We start from the raw sequence: 18,642 nt of genomic DNA, 5'->3' as shown, positions 1-18,642 counted from the left end.
TGCTACACTGCGCACCTGTTTTTTTGCCGGTGGTACCAAGTGGCTTATTTTCCCGACGCCTTTCTGACTCAAATGCGTGAAGCAATGCCTTCCACGCTCTCATTCGATGAATTTCTCGCTGCCTGTCAGCGCCCGTTGCGCCGCAGCATTCGCGTCAATACGCTGAAAATCTCCGTTGCCGATTTCCTCGCGCTGACAGCACCTTACAACTGGTCTCTCACTCCGATTCCCTGGTGTACGGAAGGTTTCTGGATCGAACGCGATGATGAAGAGTCAGTGCCGCTCGGCAGCACAGCAGAACATTTAAGCGGCCTGTTTTATATTCAGGAAGCCAGCTCAATGCTGCCAGTCGCTGCGCTGTTTGCCGCAGGCAATACCCCGGAACGCGTAATGGATGTTGCGGCCGCCCCCGGCTCCAAAACCACGCAAATTGCCGCAAAAATGAATAATCGAGGTGCCATTCTGGCGAATGAGTTTTCTGCCAGTCGCGTCAAAGTCCTGCATGCCAATATCAGCCGTTGCGGGATAGCCAACGTCGCCCTGACCCATTTTGACGGACGCGTATTTGGTGCCGCGTTGCCGGAATCATTTGATGCCATATTGCTCGATGCACCGTGTTCCGGTGAAGGCGTGGTGCGTAAAGACCCCGATGCGCTAAAAAACTGGTCTGTAGAAAGTAATCTGGAAATTGCCGCGACCCAACGCGAACTACTCGACAGCGCCTTCCACGCCCTGCGTCCCGGTGGCACATTGGTTTACTCGACCTGTACGCTTAATCGTGACGAAAATGAAAATATCATGCAGTGGTTGATTGAAACTTACCCGGATGCCGTCGAGTTTTTACCTCTGGGCGATTTATTTCCGCAGGCCGAACGCGCCCAGACGCCGGAAGGGTTCCTGCATGTGTTCCCGCAGATCTACGATTGCGAAGGATTCTTCGTGGCGCGTTTGCGCAAAACAGCTGCAATCCCTGCACTACCAGCGCCGACATATAAAGTCGGCAACTTCCCGTTTAGCCCGCTGAAGGGACGCGAGTCTGCGCTTGTCGCGCAAGCCGCGAGCGCTTGTGGACTGCAGTGGGAAGATAATTTACGCCTGTGGCAGCGCGATAAAGAGATCTGGCTGTTCCCGACTGACATTGAACCTCTGATTGGCAAGGTTCGCTTTTCTCGACTCGGGATCAAACTGGCTGAAACCCACAATAAAGGGTATCGCTGGCAGCATGAGGCCGTTATCGCCCTCGCCGATCCGAACCACAGCCATGCATTCGAGCTGACCCTTGCCGAAGCGGAAGAGTGGTATCGCGGTAGAGATGTTTACCCGCAAACCGCACCGACGAGTGACGACGTACTGGTTACGTTCCAGCATCAGCCGATCGGTCTGGCAAAACGCATTGGATCGCGACTGAAGAATAGCTATCCGCGCGATCTTGTCCGGGATGGCAAACTCTTTATGGGATAACGCACGTTTTTACTGGCGCTTTTGCTAACGTTGACTACGCTGAAAAATGGACGGCCTAACTGGTCGTACCACAACCAGCAAATTAACGGAGAGCACGATGATGAAAACCAGTGTGCGCATTGGCGCTTTTGAAATCGACGACGCCGAGTTACATGGCGAATCGCCGGGGGACCGAACGTTAACCATTCCGTGTAAATCCGATCCAGATTTATGTATGCAACTGGATGCCTGGGATGCCGACACCAGCGTCCCGGCCCTGTTGAACGGAGAACATTCAGTACTATTTCGCGAACACTACGATCGTAAGTCAGATGCCTGGATCATGCGCCTTGCCTGATTCAAAAAGAACCCGTCGCCAGACGGGTTATTTCTTGGTTAATTTCCCTCATCTATCAACACCTTCTACACTACAGGTATGGCTTTACCATTTGAGGATGGAATGTTCACGCTGGTTCTTTTTGTGTGCTATCTGGATGGCGGTTGTGAAGATATCGTGGTTGATGTCTACAAAACTGAGCGGCAGTGCCTGATATCGATGGACGATCAACGTATTCGTAACGGCGGATGTTTACCTGCGGACGACTACATCGACAGTTTCTGGTATCCGGCCCAGGAATACAACGATTTTTGATTATTGCAGTTGTACCAGCGTTAACTCGCCGCCGAATACAGCGCCGGTATCAATATAGTGTAGATTCTCGCGATCCAGCCGATGGCGCAACGGCGTGTGGCCAAACCAGAAGTGATCCGCGCCGCGAATCGCACAACCACTGTTCATCAGTCTCGATCGGTCCCACAGCACGCGCTGTAAATCGATCTCTTTTAGCCACTGATAATCATCATCCGGGTAATCGGCATGAGCAATAACGTGTATACCGTTCTGACAATGCAGCTCCAGAATCCAGGGTAACTGCCAACACGCTTCAAGAGCGAATTTCGCTGCCGGTTGCTCCGCCTGCTCGAACCACGAGCCACCATTCATAAACCACATGAATTGATCCCCCGTCGCCAGCGCGTCCAGCGCCATCTGTTCATGGTTCCCCCTGACCGCGACAATCCAGCGTTTACGCAGTAGTTTCAGACAACGCAAACTGTCTGGTCCACGGTCGATAACATCCCCCACTGAAACCAGCAGATCCTGCCAGGGATCAAAACGGTACTGGCGCAGTTTAGCCATCAGCATCGAGAAGCATCCGTGGATATCCCCAACCACCCAGACGTGACGCCACTGCGTACCGTCGATTCGTTGATAGATATTGCCAGGTCGTCCCATGTTGCCTCCAGATTACAAGGGTACCTGATTATAATTTTAGCAATGATGGTAAAAAAGCCTGGACGATCGTGGGCAGGAGTATGGTATGGTTTATGGAGAATGCAGCATGCAATACGCCGTGTTTTGCCCTGGATGGCATCGCATTCGCCACATAAAAAGAGACCGAATACGATTCCTGTATTCGGTCCAGGGAAATGGCTCTTGGGAGAGAGCCGTGCGCTAAAAGTTGGCATTAATGCAGGCTAAGTTACCCTGCCATTTAAGAATAGATGACAGCGCCAGGTTTTCCAGTCCGCGGCTAAAGTGGCCGGAAAAAAAGGACGTTTGTTACGCATCCAAACGCAAAAACCGCAAGTTCTCCTGCGAGATCCTTGCGGTTTTTTATTGGAAATCAGAGCGCTACATCTGACAATTAACAGAGCTTTTCTGCACGCTCTACAAACGGTGCCAGGCTCATTTTTTCGCCCGGTTTCGCCGGATCATCAATCTGGATAATCTCTATCGGCTTTGCCGTGGTTTTTCCGCTCTCCACCTGCTGTCTGGCGACATCGTTCAACGGGTATTGCACCAGCGTACTGGGATTGATGACATACAGCGCGTTACCTGGACGGCAGGTCAGCATCACCTCTTCCCGATTAAACGCCCACTTATCTTTGCCAACCTCAAAACGGCTGACGGTAATGACCTGCGGCGCAGCCAGCGCGGCTCCGGAGCTTGCCAGGAGTAATAAAGAGATAATGATTTTTTTCATGCGTTTCGCCAGTCCATCAATCAGAAAGGTTCGAGGGTTGCAAACAGGCTGACAATCGCCAGAACAACGGCTCCTATACCCCATTCCAGCTTGGTCATCCAAATAAAATAGAGAGTCATGCCGCGGTTATCCTGCCGCATGCGTGGTACCAGAACATACCGATTCACCAGCGCAATCGCCACCATTAGCATGACCAGGGCACCTTTTAACAAAAGCAGTCGCCCGTAAGCCATGTGCCAGGGAACAGAAAAACCGACAATAAACAGCGCATTCATAATACCGGTTAGTAAAACACCGATAACGAAAAGATGTCCATAGCGTGAGAAGCGCATCATGGTACTGATGGCCTGTTCCCGCCAGCGACCTTGCGCCATTCGCATACAGTAAAGTACGGGCAGCAAACCACCGAACCAGGCGGCAGCGCATACCAAATGTAAAGCGTGGTTAACCTGCTGGATTGCGCCAGGGATACCGCTGTGCAGCGTCGCATGTCCGACGCCAGCCAGCAAAATAAACTGCGCAATAGTCAGCATTAACAGTAGTCGCGGCATACTGCGCGGCACCATGATGGTCACCACCAGCGTGACCAAGGCGAGGATAATCTGCCATAACCAGACGCCACCAAATTGCGTTTGCAACACGGCGAGCCAAACGTCAGTAGAGACAACATCCCGCCAGCCTGAGCCCATTAACCCACCCTGAATCGCCAGCATCAGCGTCGCGCTGATAAAGCTCCACGTCGCAGCATGCCGTTGCAGACGTAAAAAACGACGCATCATTAAACGACGAACCGAAACGGGAGCCAGCCATGCGCCGTAAAGCGCACAGCCAAACACCAGCATCAAAGCGGTAAAATGGATAAACCGTAGTGCAACCCAGGTAAATGCCAGCATTGGTTATTTCACGCTAAAGGTATATTGCCCCTTCGTCTTGTGACCATCCACGGAGACAACGTGCCAGTCGACCGTATATTTTCCTGCTTCAAGTGTTTGATCAAGCGGAACAATCAGCTGCGTTTTGTCCTGCTCACTGCGCGATGCCTTGCCCGTTTTGATCTGTTCTTTGTTAGGACCGGTCAGCGTTGCACCGCTGAATCCCGGCTCTACGCCTTCAGAAAAATTCAGCGTCAACGCCTGAGGAGATGCCGCAACTTCAGCGTTAGCCGCCGGACTTTGTTTTGTGAGGTGGGCATGCGCCAATGCCGCAGGTGTTGCCAGAACGCTGGCGAGTACGATGAGCGCGTTGCGAAGCATAGATGCAGATGAAGCCATTTCAACTATTCCTTTTTGTTATGTCTAACCTGTAGAGAATAACCTTCTACAATGGTCGAGTCGAGAATCATCATTTCTGTCTTGCCATTAACGCACACTCTTAGTAACTTTGCGCGCCGAAAGACAGAGAAAAGGAAAAGCCCATGAACATCAATCTGGCCAAACTTGAGCAAGCGGAAATGGATAAGGTCAATGTCGATCTGGCTGCGGCTGGAGTGGCATTTAAGGAGCGATACAATATGCCCGTTGTTGCAGAAGTTGTTGAACGCGAACAGCCAGAGCATTTACGCGACTGGTTCCGCGAAAGACTCATCGCGCACCGTCTGGCATCCGTTACGCTTTCACGTTTACCATACGAGCCTAAAGTTAAATAAAACTTATATTACGTTACGATTCCTTACATGACGCCTGCTACAGTATAAGCATATTCTTAATCCACACATTAAGGATGGTTGTAGACACTATGAAAAGGAAATCATTATGTCATACTGGAAAATCGCAGCAGCACAATACGAACCTCTTCACACCTCAGTTACCGAACATGTCGCGCATCACCTGCAATTCATTCATGCGGCAGCTCAATGCCAATGTGAATTGCTGGTCTTCCCTTCCCTCTCATTGCTGGGTTGTGTTGATGAGAATGACGCGCTTCCTGCCCCACCCGATGAAGCGCTGTTAGAACCTCTCGCACATGCCGCCGCGACTTATCGCATGACGATAATTGCGGGACTACCGGTAGAACATAACAACCGGTTCGTGAAAGGCATTGCGCTTTTCTCTCCCTGGATGACTTCGCCATTAACCTTCCATCAGAGCCACGGGGCCTGTATTGCCAGACAGCGAAATGCCATCAGCGTTGTAGATAGCCAACCGGAAGGCATTGATATCGACCCGGCTTTTACGCTGTTCACCAGCTGCCAGTCAGTCAGTGAACCGGAACTGCTCTCCTCTACATCTCGCCTACAAAGTTTCTCACATAAATTCGCCATCGCGGTATTAATGGCCAATGCGCGGGGTAGCAGTGCGTTATGGGATGAACGAGGTCGATTGATTGTTCGCGCAGACAGCGGTTCGTTGCTGTTAACCGGCCAACGCACGCCACGGGGTTGGCAAGGTGATATCATTCCATTACGCTAGTCGTTTTGGGTCAGGAGCATGGCATGTTGCGCATAATAGATACAGAAACCTGTGGTCTACAGGGAGGCATTGTTGAAATTGCTTCTGTCGACGTGGTTGACGGAAAAATAGTCAACCCCATGAGCCACCTGGTACGCCCTGACCGCCCCATCAGCCCACAGGCGATGGCTATCCATCGCATTACAGAAGCAATGGTGGCCGATAAGCCGTGGATTGAAGACGTCATCCCGCAGTATTACGGCAGCGAGTGGTACGTGGCGCACAATGCCAGCTTTGACCGCCGCGTATTGCCCGACATGCCCGGGGAATGGATTTGCACCATGAAGCTCTCCCGTCGGTTGTGGCCGGGGATCAAATACAGCAACATGGCGCTGTATAAATCGCGTAAGCTGAGCGTCCAGACGCCAGCGGGTCTCCACCATCACCGCGCCCTGTACGATTGCTACATCACTGCGGCACTGCTGATCGACATCATGCAGACGTCAGGCTGGACAGCCGATCAAATGGTCGATATTACCGGCCGTCCGGCCTTACTCACTACTTTCACTTTTGGGAAGTACCGCGGAAAACCGGTATCAGAAGTGGCTGAACGCGATCCGGGCTATCTGCGCTGGTTATTTAATAACCTTGACAATATGAGCCCGGAACTGCGATTAACGCTAAAACACTATTTGGATCACGCCTGAGCAGGCAGTGTTCCCTGCGCCAGTCCAATCAAAAAAGCGTACTCAAGGGCCACGCCTTCGTAAGATTTAAAACGCCCGGATTTACCACCGTGTCCGGAATCCATATCCGTGCAAAGTAGCAGCAAACGATCGTCCGTTTTCAGCTCACGCAGTTTTGCTACCCATTTTGCTGGTTCCCAGTATTGCACCTGGGAATCGTGTAATCCCGTCGTGACCAGCAGATGTGGGTATGCCTGCGCGGTTACATTGTCATACGGGCTGTAGCTTTTCATATAGGTGTAATACTCTTCGTCCTGCGGATTACCCCACTCTTCAAACTCACCGGTCGTCAGGGGAATTGATTCATCGAGCATAGTGGTTACCACATCGACAAACGGCACCTGAGCAATAACACCATGGAAGCGTTCCGGGCGTTCATTAATGGCGACGCCCATTAACATGCCTCCGGCGCTTCCGCCCATGCCATAACATAACTCAGGCGCGCCATAGCCCATTTTTAGCAGCGCATCACAGACGTCGAGGTAATCATTAAAAGTATTTTTCTTGTGCAGAAACTTACCGTCCTCGTACCACTGTTGTCCTAATTCACCACCACCACGCACATGGGCAATAGCATAAACAAAGCCGCGATCCAGTAAGCTCAAACGGCTGCTGCTGAAATCGGCATCCATGCTGGCGCCATATGAGCCATAGCCATAAACGAGTAACGGATTTTTTCCTTTCAGGAAATACTTTTGATGATAAACCAGCGAAACCGGAACCTCGGTGCCATCACGCGCAGTTATCCATAGGTGTTCGCTACGGTAATTCGCCGCATCAAATCCGGGGACCTCCGTCTGCTTAAGCACACGACGTTCCCCGGTGTCCATATCCAGTTCAAACAACGTGTCCGGGGTGGTCATGGAGGAATAGCCATAGCGCAGGCGCGATGTCTCAGGCTCTGGATTATAGGCAAGCCAGGTCACATAAGCCGGATCGTCAAAGGCGATCCCGACCACTTCGCGCGTTTTACGATTAATCTGTCGTAGGCTGGTTAAGCCCCGCTGACGCTCTTCTACCACCAGCCAGTCAGTGAATAGCGTAAAGCCCTCCAGCATCACGTTGTCGCGCGCTGGGATCAGCGTCTCCCAGGCTTGCTCATCACGAACGCGGGTACGATACAGGCCGAAATTTTTCCCCTGACGGTTGGAGCGCAGATAAAAATTGTGTTGATAGTGATCGAGACTGTATTCATGGTCTTTGCGTCGCGCTAAAAAGACCAACGGTTCGGCATCTGCCAGTTCTGCATCAAGCAACAAAACTTCACTGGTAGTCGCACTGGCAATATGAATAACAACATAGTGTAGCGAGGTGGTTTTATGCAGACTGACATAAAACATGTCATCAGCTTCTTCATATACCAGCTCATCCTGTGACGATGGCGAGCCGACTGTATGTCGCCACACCTGATACGGCAATAACGTCGTTTCGTGCTTGCGCACGTAATAGAAAGTCTGAGAATCATTCGCCCAGACCAGATCCGCTTCGACGTTTTCCAGAACTTCCGGATACCAGTTGCCACTTTGCAGGTTGCGAAAACGCACGCCATATTGCCGGCGAGAGAGATAATCTTCGGCCAGCGCCATGATGGTGTTATCCGGTGATATCGCCAGCCCTCCCAGCGTATAAAACTCGCTGTGTGCCGCGCGCTGGTTCCCATCCAATAGAGTATCCCAATCATCCCACTCTTCACTGAAAGCGGACTGACGCTGATAAATAGCATATTCGCACCCCGGTTCATAAATATGCCGGTAGCGATAACCATTCTTCACATAGGGGGCTGATGCATCCTGAGGCGGGATACGGTCGATAATCTCTTTCAGGACACGATCCTGCAAAGCCTGCTGCGAGGCCATAACCTGGCGGCCATACGCGTTTTCTTGTTGCAGATAATCCAGCACTTCTGGCTGCGAGCGGGTGTCATCTCGCAGCCAGTAATAATTATCAACACGAGTATCGCCATGCTGCGTCATGGCGTGAGGAATACGAGAAGCTTTTGGTAGCATGTCATTGTTCTTTTGCTTAAACATCCTATAAGGGTGGCAAAAGACAGCAATGATGCAAGCGAAACATGCGCCTTAGCGGTAAGTAATTAACCCGGTAAAGCCTGTTTTTGTTCTTTGAGATCCTGTTCAATGCCTTCACGAACATCCAGCGGGATCTTCAACGCATCGCCCAGCGCATTGAGATAGCTACGCTCCATAAAGTGGTCGATATCAATCGCCGCACAGCTCAGGAAGTAAATTTCCAGCGCTTCTTCTTCGTTGCGGATGCCCTGCGCCAGGCGCTGAGGATCTAACGGTTGTTCAATAGCACGTTCAATAAGAACGCGGCCCTGCTCTTCCACGCCCGCTTCACGGAGCTGCTGTTCAATGGCCGCTCGTTCTTTGGCATCAATATGTCCATCGCTTTTCGCCGCAAAAACCAGCGCCAGGATCAGACGCTCGGTGCGCTCATCCAGCGGTGAACTTTGTGCGCCAAACTGCGGCTCATCCTGATGCGCAGCGCGAACCTTATCCTTGTATTTGTTCCATAACACGGTACCGGCAACCGCACCGCCGCCCACCAGAAGCGCGCTGGTGCCGTATTTGCTCAGCAATTTTCGTGAAGATTTGTTGGCAACCAGTAATCCTGCCAGACCGCCTAACGCGCCTGGAACCAGAAGTTTACTCAGCCCTTGCTCGCCAGAAGATGACGCGGAGGATCCTTTTTGCCCAAGAAGAGATTGTAGTTGATTCAGCCAATTAGCCATTTTGCCCCTCAAGTACAGACGAATAATCATCAAAGCGTACCCGAGGGGATGTCAGGAAGTGTTCAGGTCATCAAAAGATGTGCAAATACCTACGTTACTGCGGCTGATACTCCGCCGTTCCGGCTTTGCAGTCGACTTTTACCTGATAGTGAATATCCGCGCTTTTACCGCGAACCGTCAGAGGAACTGACCATTTCCCGTCTTTGCCCGTAATATCGGGCGTGTTGACCCAGGCGACAGGGTCGGCTTGCCCGACGAGTTTTTGATCGTCAGCCCAGCGCGCGATGCGATTTTGCTGATAGTCACGTTTCACGCTTGCCGCAATACCGTCAGCATCCAGTCCTTCGCACTTGGGGAACTGAACATTCTTGCTTTCCGTATTTGCCGCAAATACCGATACGCTGGCAGACAATAACAGCAGGCTCAATAACGCTCTTTTTTTATACATTCTTTTCTCCTTAATCTCCCCTTCGTCCTTCAGGTTGCCTGCAGCAACGTAAAATAACGTCAGGGATTGCACAATGATTCAGGGAAAAGCATGGTACAAAACGTCAGGAGCGCAAGTCGTTTCAGGCAGCCTGAGTATCATCCTCAGTGTGTGCATCGTTTTCGACAGCCTGTGGCGAAGGCAGCTTGCCGTTTTTCAGAATGGCGCTCAGCACATCTTTTTGCTCAGCCAGCCACAGGGAGAGAGCTTCACGCTGCTCGTCTTCGAGCGCTACCGGCGATTGCTCCAGCCATGTGTCGAGCAGATCTGCTGTATCCAGCATTTTGTCATACGCATCGGCTTCCTTTTTGCTGGTAAACGACATTTTTTCCTCACCTTCCCGAATGACTACGTATTTAACTTCAACCGCCATTTTTGCAGCCTCTTAAATTACCTGTATTTATGTACAGTATATTCTTTTTAAGCCCTGAAATCAACCTGGTGATAAAGACAGGCGCAAACGTTTTCGTATATACTGCGCCCAGATAAAACAGGGGATTAATTTATGACGTTATTAGGCACAGCGCTGCGTCCCGCAGCAACGCGAGTGATGTTATTAGGTTCAGGTGAACTGGGTAAAGAAGTGGCGATTGAATGCCAACGCCTGGGTGTGGAAGTCATTGCCGTGGATCGTTACCCCGACGCGCCAGCCATGCACGTTGCCCATCGCTCCTACGTAATTAACATGCTGGATGGCGAGGCATTACGCCAGCTTGTCGAGCGTGAAAAACCACATTACATCGTGCCGGAAATAGAGGCGATTGCCACGGATATGCTGGTCAAACTCGAACAGGAAGGTCAACACGTTGTGCCTTGCGCACGAGCGACCCAACTGACCATGAACCGGGAAGGAATCCGTCGTCTCGCCGCCGAAGAATTGTCTTTACCCACATCATCTTTCCGTTTTGCAGACACCGAAACACGCTTTCGTGAGGCCGTTGCCGAAATCGGCTATCCCTGCATTGTGAAGCCGGTCATGAGTTCTTCCGGCAAGGGGCAGAGCTTTATCCGTTCAGCCGATCAGCTCACCGAGGCGTGGAACTATGCTCAGCAGGGAGGCCGTGCAGGTGCCGGGCGCGTTATCGTCGAAGGCGTAGTGAAGTTTGATTTTGAAATCACCCTGCTAACCGTCAGCGCCGTTGATGGCGTGCATTTCTGCGCGCCGGTAGGTCATCGTCAGGAAGATGGCGATTATCGCGAGTCCTGGCAGCCGCAGCAGATGAGTGATCTGGCGCTGGCGCGCGCGCAGGAAATAGCCCGCAAGGTGGTACTGGCGCTGGGCGGTCACGGACTGTTTGGCGTGGAGCTGTTTGTCTGCGGTGATGAGGTGATTTTCAGCGAAGTCTCCCCTCGCCCTCACGACACGGGTATGGTGACCTTAATTTCGCAGGATCTGTCTGAGTTTGCCCTGCACGTACGTGCATTTCTCGGTCTGCCCGTTGGCGAAATCCGCCAGTATGGACCTTCTGCTTCCGCCGTTATTCTGCCGCAACTTACCAGCCAGAATATCACATTTGATAACGTACAAGCCGCTGTAGGTGCGGGTATGCAAGTGCGTTTCTTTGGCAAGCCGGAAATCGACGGGAGCCGTCGTCTGGGCGTTGTGCTGGCCACAGCACAGAGCATTGAAGATGCGGTGATACGCGCGAAAGACGCAGCCGCACAGGTGAAAGTCGCAGGATAAAAACCAGACCCGTAGGCCGGATAAGGCATTTTTGCCGCATCCGGCAAAGCCCGATGTCGGCGCTGGCGCGTCTTATCGGGCCTACGGTTTATACATAACGGCTTACTGCTTCGCGCCTTCTACTGCTTCACGAGCCAGTTTGGTAATACGATCGTAATCGCCCGCTTCCAGCGCATCCGCCGGAACCAGCCAGGAACCACCGATGCACAGCACGCTTTTCAGAGCCAGGTAGTCGCGGTAGTTCGCCGGAGATATCCCTCCGGTTGGGCAGAAACGCACCTGAGAGAACGGACCCGCAATTGCCTGCAGCGCTTTGGTACCGCCATTTGCTTCAGCAGGGAAGAATTTGAACTCTTTCAAACCGTAGTCCATACCCAGCATCAGTTCAGACACGGTGCTGATACCAGGGATCAGCGGAATAGTACCTTCCGTTGCGGCTTTCAGCAGCGGCTCGGTCAGACCCGGACTGATAGCAAACTGTGCACCGGCTTCGGTAACTTCAGCCAGCTGTTGTGGATTCAGTACAGTACCTGCACCAACGATAGCGTCCGGAACTTCTTTTGCGATCGCGCGAATGGCATCCATCGCACATGCTGTACGTAAGGTCACTTCCAGAACGCGCACGCCGCCTGCAACCAGCGCTTTTGCCATCGGCACTGCGTGTTCCAGTTTATTAACCACGATAACCGGTACAACCGGGCCAGTGGTCAGGATTGCTTCTGCACTTGTCTTCCAGTTTTTCATCAGAGTTTTCTCTCGCCTGATTACAAAATAAGTCTTAAAAAGTGATACAGGTTGCGCCCTGTTCCGCACCGGACAGCTTTTCACGCAACGCGCTGAACATTTCACGGCCTGTGCCCACGCGCGATGCGCTGAGGTCAGGAATGTGAGGCTGACGAGAAGCAAGTTCCTCTTCATCAACCAGCAGCGTCAATTCACCTGTCTGTCCATTCACACGAATGATGTCGCCATCGCGTACTTTTGCCAGCAGCCCGCCATCGTAGGCTTCTGGGGTTACATGGATTGCTGAAGGCACTTTACCTGAAGCACCTGAAAGTCGTCCATCGGTAACTAACGCAATTTTGAAACAACGGTCCAATAATACACCAAGTGGCGGCATGAGTTTATGTAATTCTGGCATTCCGTTTGCTTTTGGTCCCTGATGGCGCACAACGACTACGCAATCACGGTCGAGCAGTCCCGCATCGAAGGCCGGCAATACATCATGCTGACTTTCAAAAACAACCGCGGGCGCTTCAATTACCTGATTTTCTACCGGAACCGCCGACGTTTTCATCACCGCACGTCCGAGGTTACCGCTCAGCACTTTGGTACCGCCGTGGTGGGAGAATGGCTGATCGATGGTAGCAATCACATTGCTGTCCAGCGACTTCGCTGCCCCTTCGCGCCAGTCCAGTTCACCATCGTTGAGCCAAGGTTCCATGGTGTAACGCGACAAACCAAACCCAGCAACGGTGTTCACATCTTCATGCAGCAGACCCGCATTCAGCAGTTCGCGCATTAACACCGGCACGCCACCCGCTGCCTGGAAGTGGTTAATGTCTGCCGGACCATTCGGATACAGACGCGCCATCAACGGCACGATATCGGACAGATCGGAGAAGTCGTCCCAGTTAATCAGAATCCCGGCTGCGCGCGCCATCGCAACCAGGTGCATTGTATGGTTGGTTGACCCCCCGGTCGCCAGCAGCGCGACAATACCGTTCACCACTACTTTTTCATCGATCATTTTACCGATCGGCATCCATTCATTGCCGTTACCGGTCAGACGCGTTACCTGACGAGCAGCCGCAGCGGTCAACGCCTCGCGCAGCGGGGCATCCGGGTGTACGAATGAGGAGCCAGGCAGTTGCATCCCCATAAACTCCACCACCATCTGGTTGGTGTTTGCCGTACCATAGAACGTACAGGTCCCCGGTGCGTGATAAGACGCCGCTTCGGATTCAAGCAGCGCCATGCGATCGACTTTGCCTTCAGCATACAACTGACGGATACGCACTTTTTCTTTGTTCGCCAGACCACTCGCCATCGGGCCGGAGGGAATAAAGATCGAAGGCAGATGACCAAATGACAGTGCCGCCATCACCAGACCCGGGACAATTTTGTCGCACACGCCAAGGAATAACGCGCCGTCGAACATATTGTGTGAGAGGCCGACAGCAGCCGACATCGCAATCACTTCGCGACTCAGTAACGAAAGCTCCATCCCATCCTGTCCCTGGGTCACACCGTCGCACATCGCAGGAACACCGCCAGCGACCTGGCCTACCGCATTGGCTTCATGCAGCGCTTTACGAATGATGTCCGGATAATGTTCGTACGGCTGATGCGCGGAAAGCATGTCGTTATAGGAGGTAATGATCGCGATATTGTTACGCAGCATGCTTTTCAGCGAGGCCTTGTCATCTGGCTGGCAGGCAGCAAAACCATGCGCCAGGTTACCGCACGCCAGTTGTGAACGATGAACGGTAGTCGATTTCGCTTGTTCAATACGGGCAAGGTAGGCGGAACGCGTGTCGCGAGAACGTTCGACAATACGTTTTGTTACGCGTAACAAATTCGGATTCATAGAGGCTCCTAAAATTTATCTGTCAGAGCGTTGGATCAACAATGTGTTTCAGTTGGGTTAAAAGCAGCTGAATCGCTTGTTAGCCGTAGCTCAGGGGCAAAATCGTTTCAGGCAGTGTAATAAAAAAAGCCCCGCGGGTGAATCCACGCGGAGCTTAAAAGTGCAAAAATTATTCTACAATCTGTGTTAGATCATGTTACCGGTAAAATAACACCTATGGGCTAGATGATATTTTACTCGAATTCGTTCCAGGAACGACCATCACGGGTAATCATGGCCACAGAGGCAACCGGTCCCCAGGTCCCGGCCTGATACGGTTTAGGTGCGTCGTTGTCCATTGCCCAGGCTTCAGTAATAGAATCGACCCACTTCCATGCTTCTTCAACTTCATCTCGACGCACAAACAGCGCCTGAATGCCGCGCATCGTTTCAAGCAGCAGGCGCTCATAAGCGTCGGCCAGATGCGTTTGGTTGAAGGTTTCGGAGTAGCTCAGATCAAGTTTGGTAATTTGCAGGTTATGCTTGTGATCCAGCCCCGGCACTTTGTTTAGTACCTGGATATCGACACCTTCATCAGGCTGCAAACGGATAGTCAGCTTGTTCTGCGGCAGATCCTGCCAGGATTCTCTGAACAGGTTCAGCTCAGGCGTTTTGAAGTAAACCACCACTTCAGAGCACTTGGTCGGTAAACGCTTACCGGTACGCAGGTAGAACGGTACGCCCGCCCAGCGCCAGTTATCGATATCCACACGGATCGCCACAAACGTTTCCGTGTTGCTGCTCTTGTTCGCGCCTTCTTCTTCCAGGTATCCCGGAACTTTTTTGCCCTGGGCAAAACCGGCAGTGTACTGACCACGAACTGTCTTTTCACGTACGTTCGAACGATCGATGCGACGCAGTGATTTCAGTACTTTCACTTTTTCATCACGGATGCTGTCGGCGCTCAGATCGGACGGCGGAGACATCGCGATCATGCACAGGATCTGCAGCAGGTGGTTCTGGATCATGTCGCGCATTTGACCGGCCTGGTCAAAGTAGCCCCAGCGCCCTTCAATGCCCACTTCTTCCGCCACGGTAATTTCTACGTGGTCGATAGTGCGGTTATCCCAGTTATTCACAAACAGGGAGTTGGCAAAACGCAGTGCCAACAGGTTCAGTACCGTCTCTTTGCCGAGATAGTGGTCGATGCGGTAAACCTGGCACTCTTCGAAATACTCGCCAACCTGATCGTTGATTTCACGGGATGTTGCCAGTGATGTACCCAGCGGTTTTTCCATCACCACGCGGGCAGGCTTAGCATTCAGCTTTGCTTCACCCAGACCTTTGCAGATCGCGCCAAAGGTGCTAGGCGGCATTGCAAAATAGTTGATGGTGGTACGCGATTTTTGATCCAGCATTTTGCCCAGACGCTTAAACGCGGCGGTGTCGTTGACGTCCAGGTTACAAAACTCAAGACGACCGCTGAGGGTTTCCCACAAACTTTCATCAATTTTTTCTTTCATGAAGGTTTCGAGCGCTTCGCGCACAACCTTGGTATAGGCTGCTTTGTCCCAGTCGGCACGCCCAACCCCAATGATGCGGGTATCCGGGTTAATCTGGCCGGCCTTTTCCAGTTGATACAGGGAAGGCAGCAATTTCCGTCGCGCCAGGTCGCCCTTCGCGCCGAAAATGACCAGATCACATGCCTGGGCTGTTTGCGTTACCGCCATGTCATTCTCCTCAATTAAGTGCCTGGTGCTTTTGCCAGACACTGGTTGTAATTTTATTACAGTGCACTGTACTGCTTTTACGTGAATCCGGAAACCGTAAACGCTTATCCAGCCGTGCTGTTACCGCGAACAGCCGCTTTATTGGCGTATAACCCATCAAAATGGATAAAAAAGTCGTCTTTTTCGTACCCATGAAGAAGTATGAAAATCCGACTCCGATCATGTAATGAAAAAAAACAACAACTATTTTGTCCATTTTGCCCCGTTGATGCACTAGCAGGGGTACTATCTACCAGAGTTACCACTCGATTTCCCCTTATCGTTGAAATCGTTTTTGCCCATGACCCATGAGTCTACCTACATCATGAATATGCTGGAAAAAATCCAGTTAAAACTGGAACATTTGAGCAAGTCAGAGCGTAAAGTCGCCGACATTATTCTTGCCTCTCCCGAGCGGGCAATTCACTCAAGCATCGCTGCGCTTGCTGTAGAAGCCAACGTCAGCGAACCGACGGTGAACCGTTTCTGTCGTAGCATGGATACGCGCGGCTTCCCTGATTTTAAACTGCATCTGGCACAAAGTCTGGCAAATGGTACCCCTTATGTTAATCGCAATGTGGATGAGGATGACAGCGTAGAATCTTATACGGGGAAAATCTTCGAATCGGCGATGGCAAGCCTTGACCACGTTCGTCAGTCGCTGGATAACACGGCGGTAAACCGGGCGGTAGATTTGTTAACCCAGGCGAAGAAAATCGCCTTCTTTGGTTTAGGTTCTTCCGCCGCGGTCGCGCACGACGCGATGAACAAATTTTTCCGCTTTAACGTACCGGTAATCTATTCCGACGACATTGTCCTGCAACGGATGAGTTGTATGAATTGTAGCGACGACGACGTCATTGTGCTTATTTCTCATACCGGAAGAACCAAAAGTCTGGTTGAACTGGCGCAGTTAGCAAGGGAAAACGACGCTATGGTTATCGCCCTCACTTCTCCCGGCACGCCACTGGCGCGTGAAGCCACGCTGGCTATTACCCTCGATGTACCGGAAGATACTGACATTTATATGCCCATGGTCTCTCGACTTGCTCAACTGACCGTGATAGATGTGCTGGCTACAGGATTTACTTTGCGCCGAGGGGCAAAATTTAGAGATAACTTGAAGCGTGTCAAGGAAGCGCTCAAGGAATCGCGTTTTGATAAAGAATTACTCATCAAGAGTGATGACCGCTAAAAGCAATAACAATGTTCTACCCTTTTATCATCCGGGTCGTTCATTTTACCGTTAATGTTTGAGAACGGCCGGATTAATGTTCACGCAACACCTAGTTGTTTCAGTCAACGGAGTATTACATGTCCAGAAGGCTTCGCAGAACCAAAATCGTTACCACGTTAGGCCCGGCAACTGACCGCGATAACAACCTTGAGAAGATTATTGCCGCGGGTGCGAACGTCGTACGTATGAACTTTTCCCACGGCTCTCCAGAAGATCACAAACTGCGGGCGGATAAGGTCCGTGAAATTGCCGCAAAACTGGGACGTCATGTAGCTATTTTGGGTGACCTGCAGGGACCTAAAATCCGCGTATCTACCTTTAAAGAAGGTAAAGTTTTTCTTAATGTTGGCGACAAGTTCCTGTTAGACGCCAACCTCGGTAAAGGCGAAGGCGACAAAGAAAAAGTCGGCATTGATTATAAGGGACTGCCTGCAGACGTCGTGCCTGGCGATATCCTGCTGCTCGACGACGGTCGCGTACAGCTTAAAGTGCTGGAAGTTCAGGGCATGAAAGTCTTCACCGAAGTCACTGTCGGTGGCCCGCTGTCCAATAACAAGGGCATCAACAAACTGGGCGGCGGTCTCTCTGCTGAAGCCCTCACCGAAAAAGACAAAGCCGACATCATTACCGCAGCGCAAATCAGCGTTGACTATTTGGCTGTCTCCTTCCCGCGCTGCGGCGAAGATCTAAACTATGCCCGCCGTCTGGCACGCGACGCCGGTTGCGATGCGAAAATTGTCGCCAAGGTAGAACGTGCAGAAGCCGTCTGCGACCAGAATGCGATGGATGACATCATCCTGGCTTCTGACGTAGTGATGGTAGCCCGTGGCGACCTGGGTGTTGAAATCGGTGACCCTGAGCTGGTAGGTATTCAGAAAGCGTTGATTCGCCGTGCGCGTCAGCTGAACCGTGCGGTCATCACCGCCACACAGATGATGGAGTCGATGATCACCAACCCAATGCCGACTCGTGCGGAAGTGATGGACGTGGCTAACGCCGTCCTCGACGGTACCGATGCCGTGATGCTCTCTGCCGAAACAGCAGCAGGTCAGTACCCGGCGGAAACCGTCACGGCAATGGCGCGCGTTTGCCTGGGTGCAGAGAAGATCCCAAGCATCAACGTCTCTAAACACCGCCTTGACGTGCAGTTTGATAACGTTGAAGAAGCGATTGCGATGTCAGCGATGTACGCTGCTAACCACCTGAAAGGGGTCACCGCTATTATCGCTATGACGGAGTCTGGTCGTACTGCGCTGATGACTTCTCGTATCAGTTCCGGTCTGCCAATTTTCGCGATGTCTCGTCATGAACGTACGCTGAATCTGACCTCTCTGTATCGCGGTGTCACCCCGGTTCACTTTGACAGCGAAACAGATGGCGTCGTTGCCGCCAATGAAGCAGTGAACCTGCTGCGCGATAAAGGCTATCTGGTTTCCGGCGATCTGGTGATTGTGACACAGGGCGATGTGATGAGCACTATTGGCTCAACTAACACCACGCGTATTCTGACCGTCGAGTAACGCCAG

At 51.9% G+C, this 18,642-nt stretch carries 20 protein-coding genes; 9 read left to right on the top strand and 11 right to left on the bottom strand.

What is annotated here, in order from left to right; all coding sequences use genetic code 11:
* The first annotated feature begins 72 nt into the window (after positions 1–72).
* The 3 genes from rsmF to IB222_RS10065 all read left to right on the top strand — a co-directional run bounded on the left by rsmF (position 73) and on the right by IB222_RS10065 (position 2,092).
* Positions 73–1,461 (top strand): 16S rRNA (cytosine(1407)-C(5))-methyltransferase RsmF, encoded by a 1,389-nt coding sequence (gene rsmF, locus IB222_RS10075; protein WP_197971216.1) that lies wholly within the window; start codon positions 73–75, stop codon positions 1,459–1,461.
* Positions 1,462–1,561: 100 nt separating this feature from the next.
* Entirely contained in the window at positions 1,562–1,798 is a 237-nt protein-coding gene (locus IB222_RS10070) for a YebV family protein (protein WP_029139506.1), read from the top strand.
* Positions 1,799–1,900: 102 nt separating this feature from the next.
* On the top strand, positions 1,901–2,092 hold the full coding sequence (locus IB222_RS10065; RefSeq protein ID WP_149384880.1) for a YebW family protein: 192 nt from the start codon (positions 1,901–1,903) through the stop codon (positions 2,090–2,092).
* On the opposite strand, the gene pphA is transcribed toward IB222_RS10065, so the two are convergent.
* The 4 genes from pphA to yobA all read right to left on the bottom strand — a co-directional run bounded on the left by pphA (position 2,093) and on the right by yobA (position 4,756).
* A complete protein-coding gene (gene pphA, locus IB222_RS10060) occupies positions 2,093–2,734 on the bottom strand; it encodes a protein-serine/threonine phosphatase (protein WP_149384879.1) in 642 nt (213 codons plus the stop codon). It lies immediately after the preceding gene.
* A gap of 412 nt (positions 2,735–3,146) precedes the next feature.
* Positions 3,147–3,485, bottom strand: a complete 339-nt coding sequence (locus IB222_RS10055) for a YebY family protein (protein WP_003833793.1) — start codon at positions 3,483–3,485, stop codon at positions 3,147–3,149.
* Positions 3,486–3,505: 20 nt separating this feature from the next.
* The gene (gene copD / locus IB222_RS10050; protein ID WP_008785042.1) at positions 3,506–4,378 is read right to left on the bottom strand and encodes a copper homeostasis membrane protein CopD; all 873 of its coding nucleotides are present in this window, start codon (positions 4,376–4,378) and stop codon (positions 3,506–3,508) included.
* A 3-nt stretch (positions 4,379–4,381) separates the two neighbouring features.
* Positions 4,382–4,756, bottom strand: coding sequence for a CopC domain-containing protein YobA (yobA, locus tag IB222_RS10045; protein ID WP_003833799.1), 375 nt, complete (start codon positions 4,754–4,756; stop codon positions 4,382–4,384).
* Between the two features lie 143 nt (positions 4,757–4,899).
* Between yobA and IB222_RS10040 the strand changes: the two genes are divergently transcribed.
* From IB222_RS10040 to exoX, 3 genes are all read left to right on the top strand, one after another.
* The gene (locus tag IB222_RS10040; RefSeq protein WP_003833800.1) at positions 4,900–5,130 is read left to right on the top strand and encodes a DNA polymerase III subunit theta; all 231 of its coding nucleotides are present in this window, start codon (positions 4,900–4,902) and stop codon (positions 5,128–5,130) included.
* 106 nt (positions 5,131–5,236) lie between these two features.
* The gene (locus IB222_RS10035) at positions 5,237–5,893 is read left to right on the top strand and encodes a carbon-nitrogen hydrolase family protein (RefSeq protein WP_149384878.1); all 657 of its coding nucleotides are present in this window, start codon (positions 5,237–5,239) and stop codon (positions 5,891–5,893) included.
* A 23-nt stretch (positions 5,894–5,916) separates the two neighbouring features.
* Complete coding sequence (gene exoX, locus IB222_RS10030) at positions 5,917–6,579, top strand: exodeoxyribonuclease X (protein ID WP_003833802.1); 663 nt, start codon at positions 5,917–5,919, stop codon at positions 6,577–6,579.
* On the opposite strand, the gene ptrB is transcribed toward exoX, so the two are convergent.
* The 4 genes from ptrB to yebG all read right to left on the bottom strand — a co-directional run bounded on the left by ptrB (position 6,570) and on the right by yebG (position 10,230).
* The gene (gene ptrB / locus IB222_RS10025) at positions 6,570–8,624 is read right to left on the bottom strand and encodes an oligopeptidase B (RefSeq protein ID WP_188055394.1); all 2,055 of its coding nucleotides are present in this window, start codon (positions 8,622–8,624) and stop codon (positions 6,570–6,572) included. The two genes, exoX and ptrB, sit on opposite strands and share 10 nt — an antisense overlap.
* A gap of 86 nt (positions 8,625–8,710) precedes the next feature.
* Complete coding sequence (locus IB222_RS10020) at positions 8,711–9,370, bottom strand: tellurite resistance TerB family protein (RefSeq protein WP_063940875.1); 660 nt, start codon at positions 9,368–9,370, stop codon at positions 8,711–8,713.
* 94 nt (positions 9,371–9,464) lie between these two features.
* Positions 9,465–9,818 (bottom strand): protein YebF, encoded by a 354-nt coding sequence (yebF, locus tag IB222_RS10015; protein ID WP_126317828.1) that lies wholly within the window; start codon positions 9,816–9,818, stop codon positions 9,465–9,467.
* Positions 9,819–9,939: 121 nt separating this feature from the next.
* Positions 9,940–10,230 carry a DNA damage-inducible protein YebG gene (gene yebG / locus IB222_RS10010; RefSeq protein ID WP_032943780.1) on the bottom strand — a complete coding sequence of 97 codons (291 nt, stop codon included), beginning with the start codon at positions 10,228–10,230 and terminating at the stop codon, positions 9,940–9,942.
* 132 nt (positions 10,231–10,362) lie between these two features.
* On the opposite strand from yebG, the gene purT reads away from it, so the two are divergent.
* Complete coding sequence (gene purT / locus IB222_RS10005; protein ID WP_149384876.1) at positions 10,363–11,541, top strand: formate-dependent phosphoribosylglycinamide formyltransferase; 1,179 nt, start codon at positions 10,363–10,365, stop codon at positions 11,539–11,541.
* 102 nt (positions 11,542–11,643) lie between these two features.
* Here purT and kdgA read toward each other — a convergent pair whose 3' ends face one another.
* The 3 genes from kdgA to zwf all read right to left on the bottom strand — a co-directional run bounded on the left by kdgA (position 11,644) and on the right by zwf (position 15,840).
* Positions 11,644–12,285 (bottom strand): bifunctional 4-hydroxy-2-oxoglutarate aldolase/2-dehydro-3-deoxy-phosphogluconate aldolase, encoded by a 642-nt coding sequence (gene kdgA / locus IB222_RS10000; RefSeq protein ID WP_003034901.1) that lies wholly within the window; start codon positions 12,283–12,285, stop codon positions 11,644–11,646.
* Positions 12,286–12,319: 34 nt separating this feature from the next.
* The gene (gene edd / locus IB222_RS09995; RefSeq protein ID WP_008785050.1) at positions 12,320–14,131 is read right to left on the bottom strand and encodes a phosphogluconate dehydratase; all 1,812 of its coding nucleotides are present in this window, start codon (positions 14,129–14,131) and stop codon (positions 12,320–12,322) included.
* Between the two features lie 233 nt (positions 14,132–14,364).
* Positions 14,365–15,840 (bottom strand): glucose-6-phosphate dehydrogenase, encoded by a 1,476-nt coding sequence (gene zwf / locus IB222_RS09990; RefSeq protein WP_003833817.1) that lies wholly within the window; start codon positions 15,838–15,840, stop codon positions 14,365–14,367.
* A gap of 364 nt (positions 15,841–16,204) precedes the next feature.
* Here zwf and IB222_RS09985 point away from each other — a divergent pair, with 364 nt between their 5' ends.
* Entirely contained in the window at positions 16,205–17,074 is an 870-nt protein-coding gene (locus IB222_RS09985) for a MurR/RpiR family transcriptional regulator (protein ID WP_126319786.1), read from the top strand.
* Between the two features lie 119 nt (positions 17,075–17,193).
* Positions 17,194–18,636, top strand: coding sequence for a pyruvate kinase (pyk, locus tag IB222_RS09980; protein ID WP_003833821.1), 1,443 nt, complete (start codon positions 17,194–17,196; stop codon positions 18,634–18,636).
* Positions 18,637–18,642 lie beyond the last annotated feature (6 nt).

Origin of the sequence: Citrobacter sp. C13 (genome assembly GCF_014596815.2) — a bacterium.
Classification (GTDB): Bacteria; Pseudomonadota; Gammaproteobacteria; order Enterobacterales; family Enterobacteriaceae; genus Citrobacter; species Citrobacter portucalensis.
This window is presented reverse-complemented; position numbering and strand designations above follow the sequence as displayed.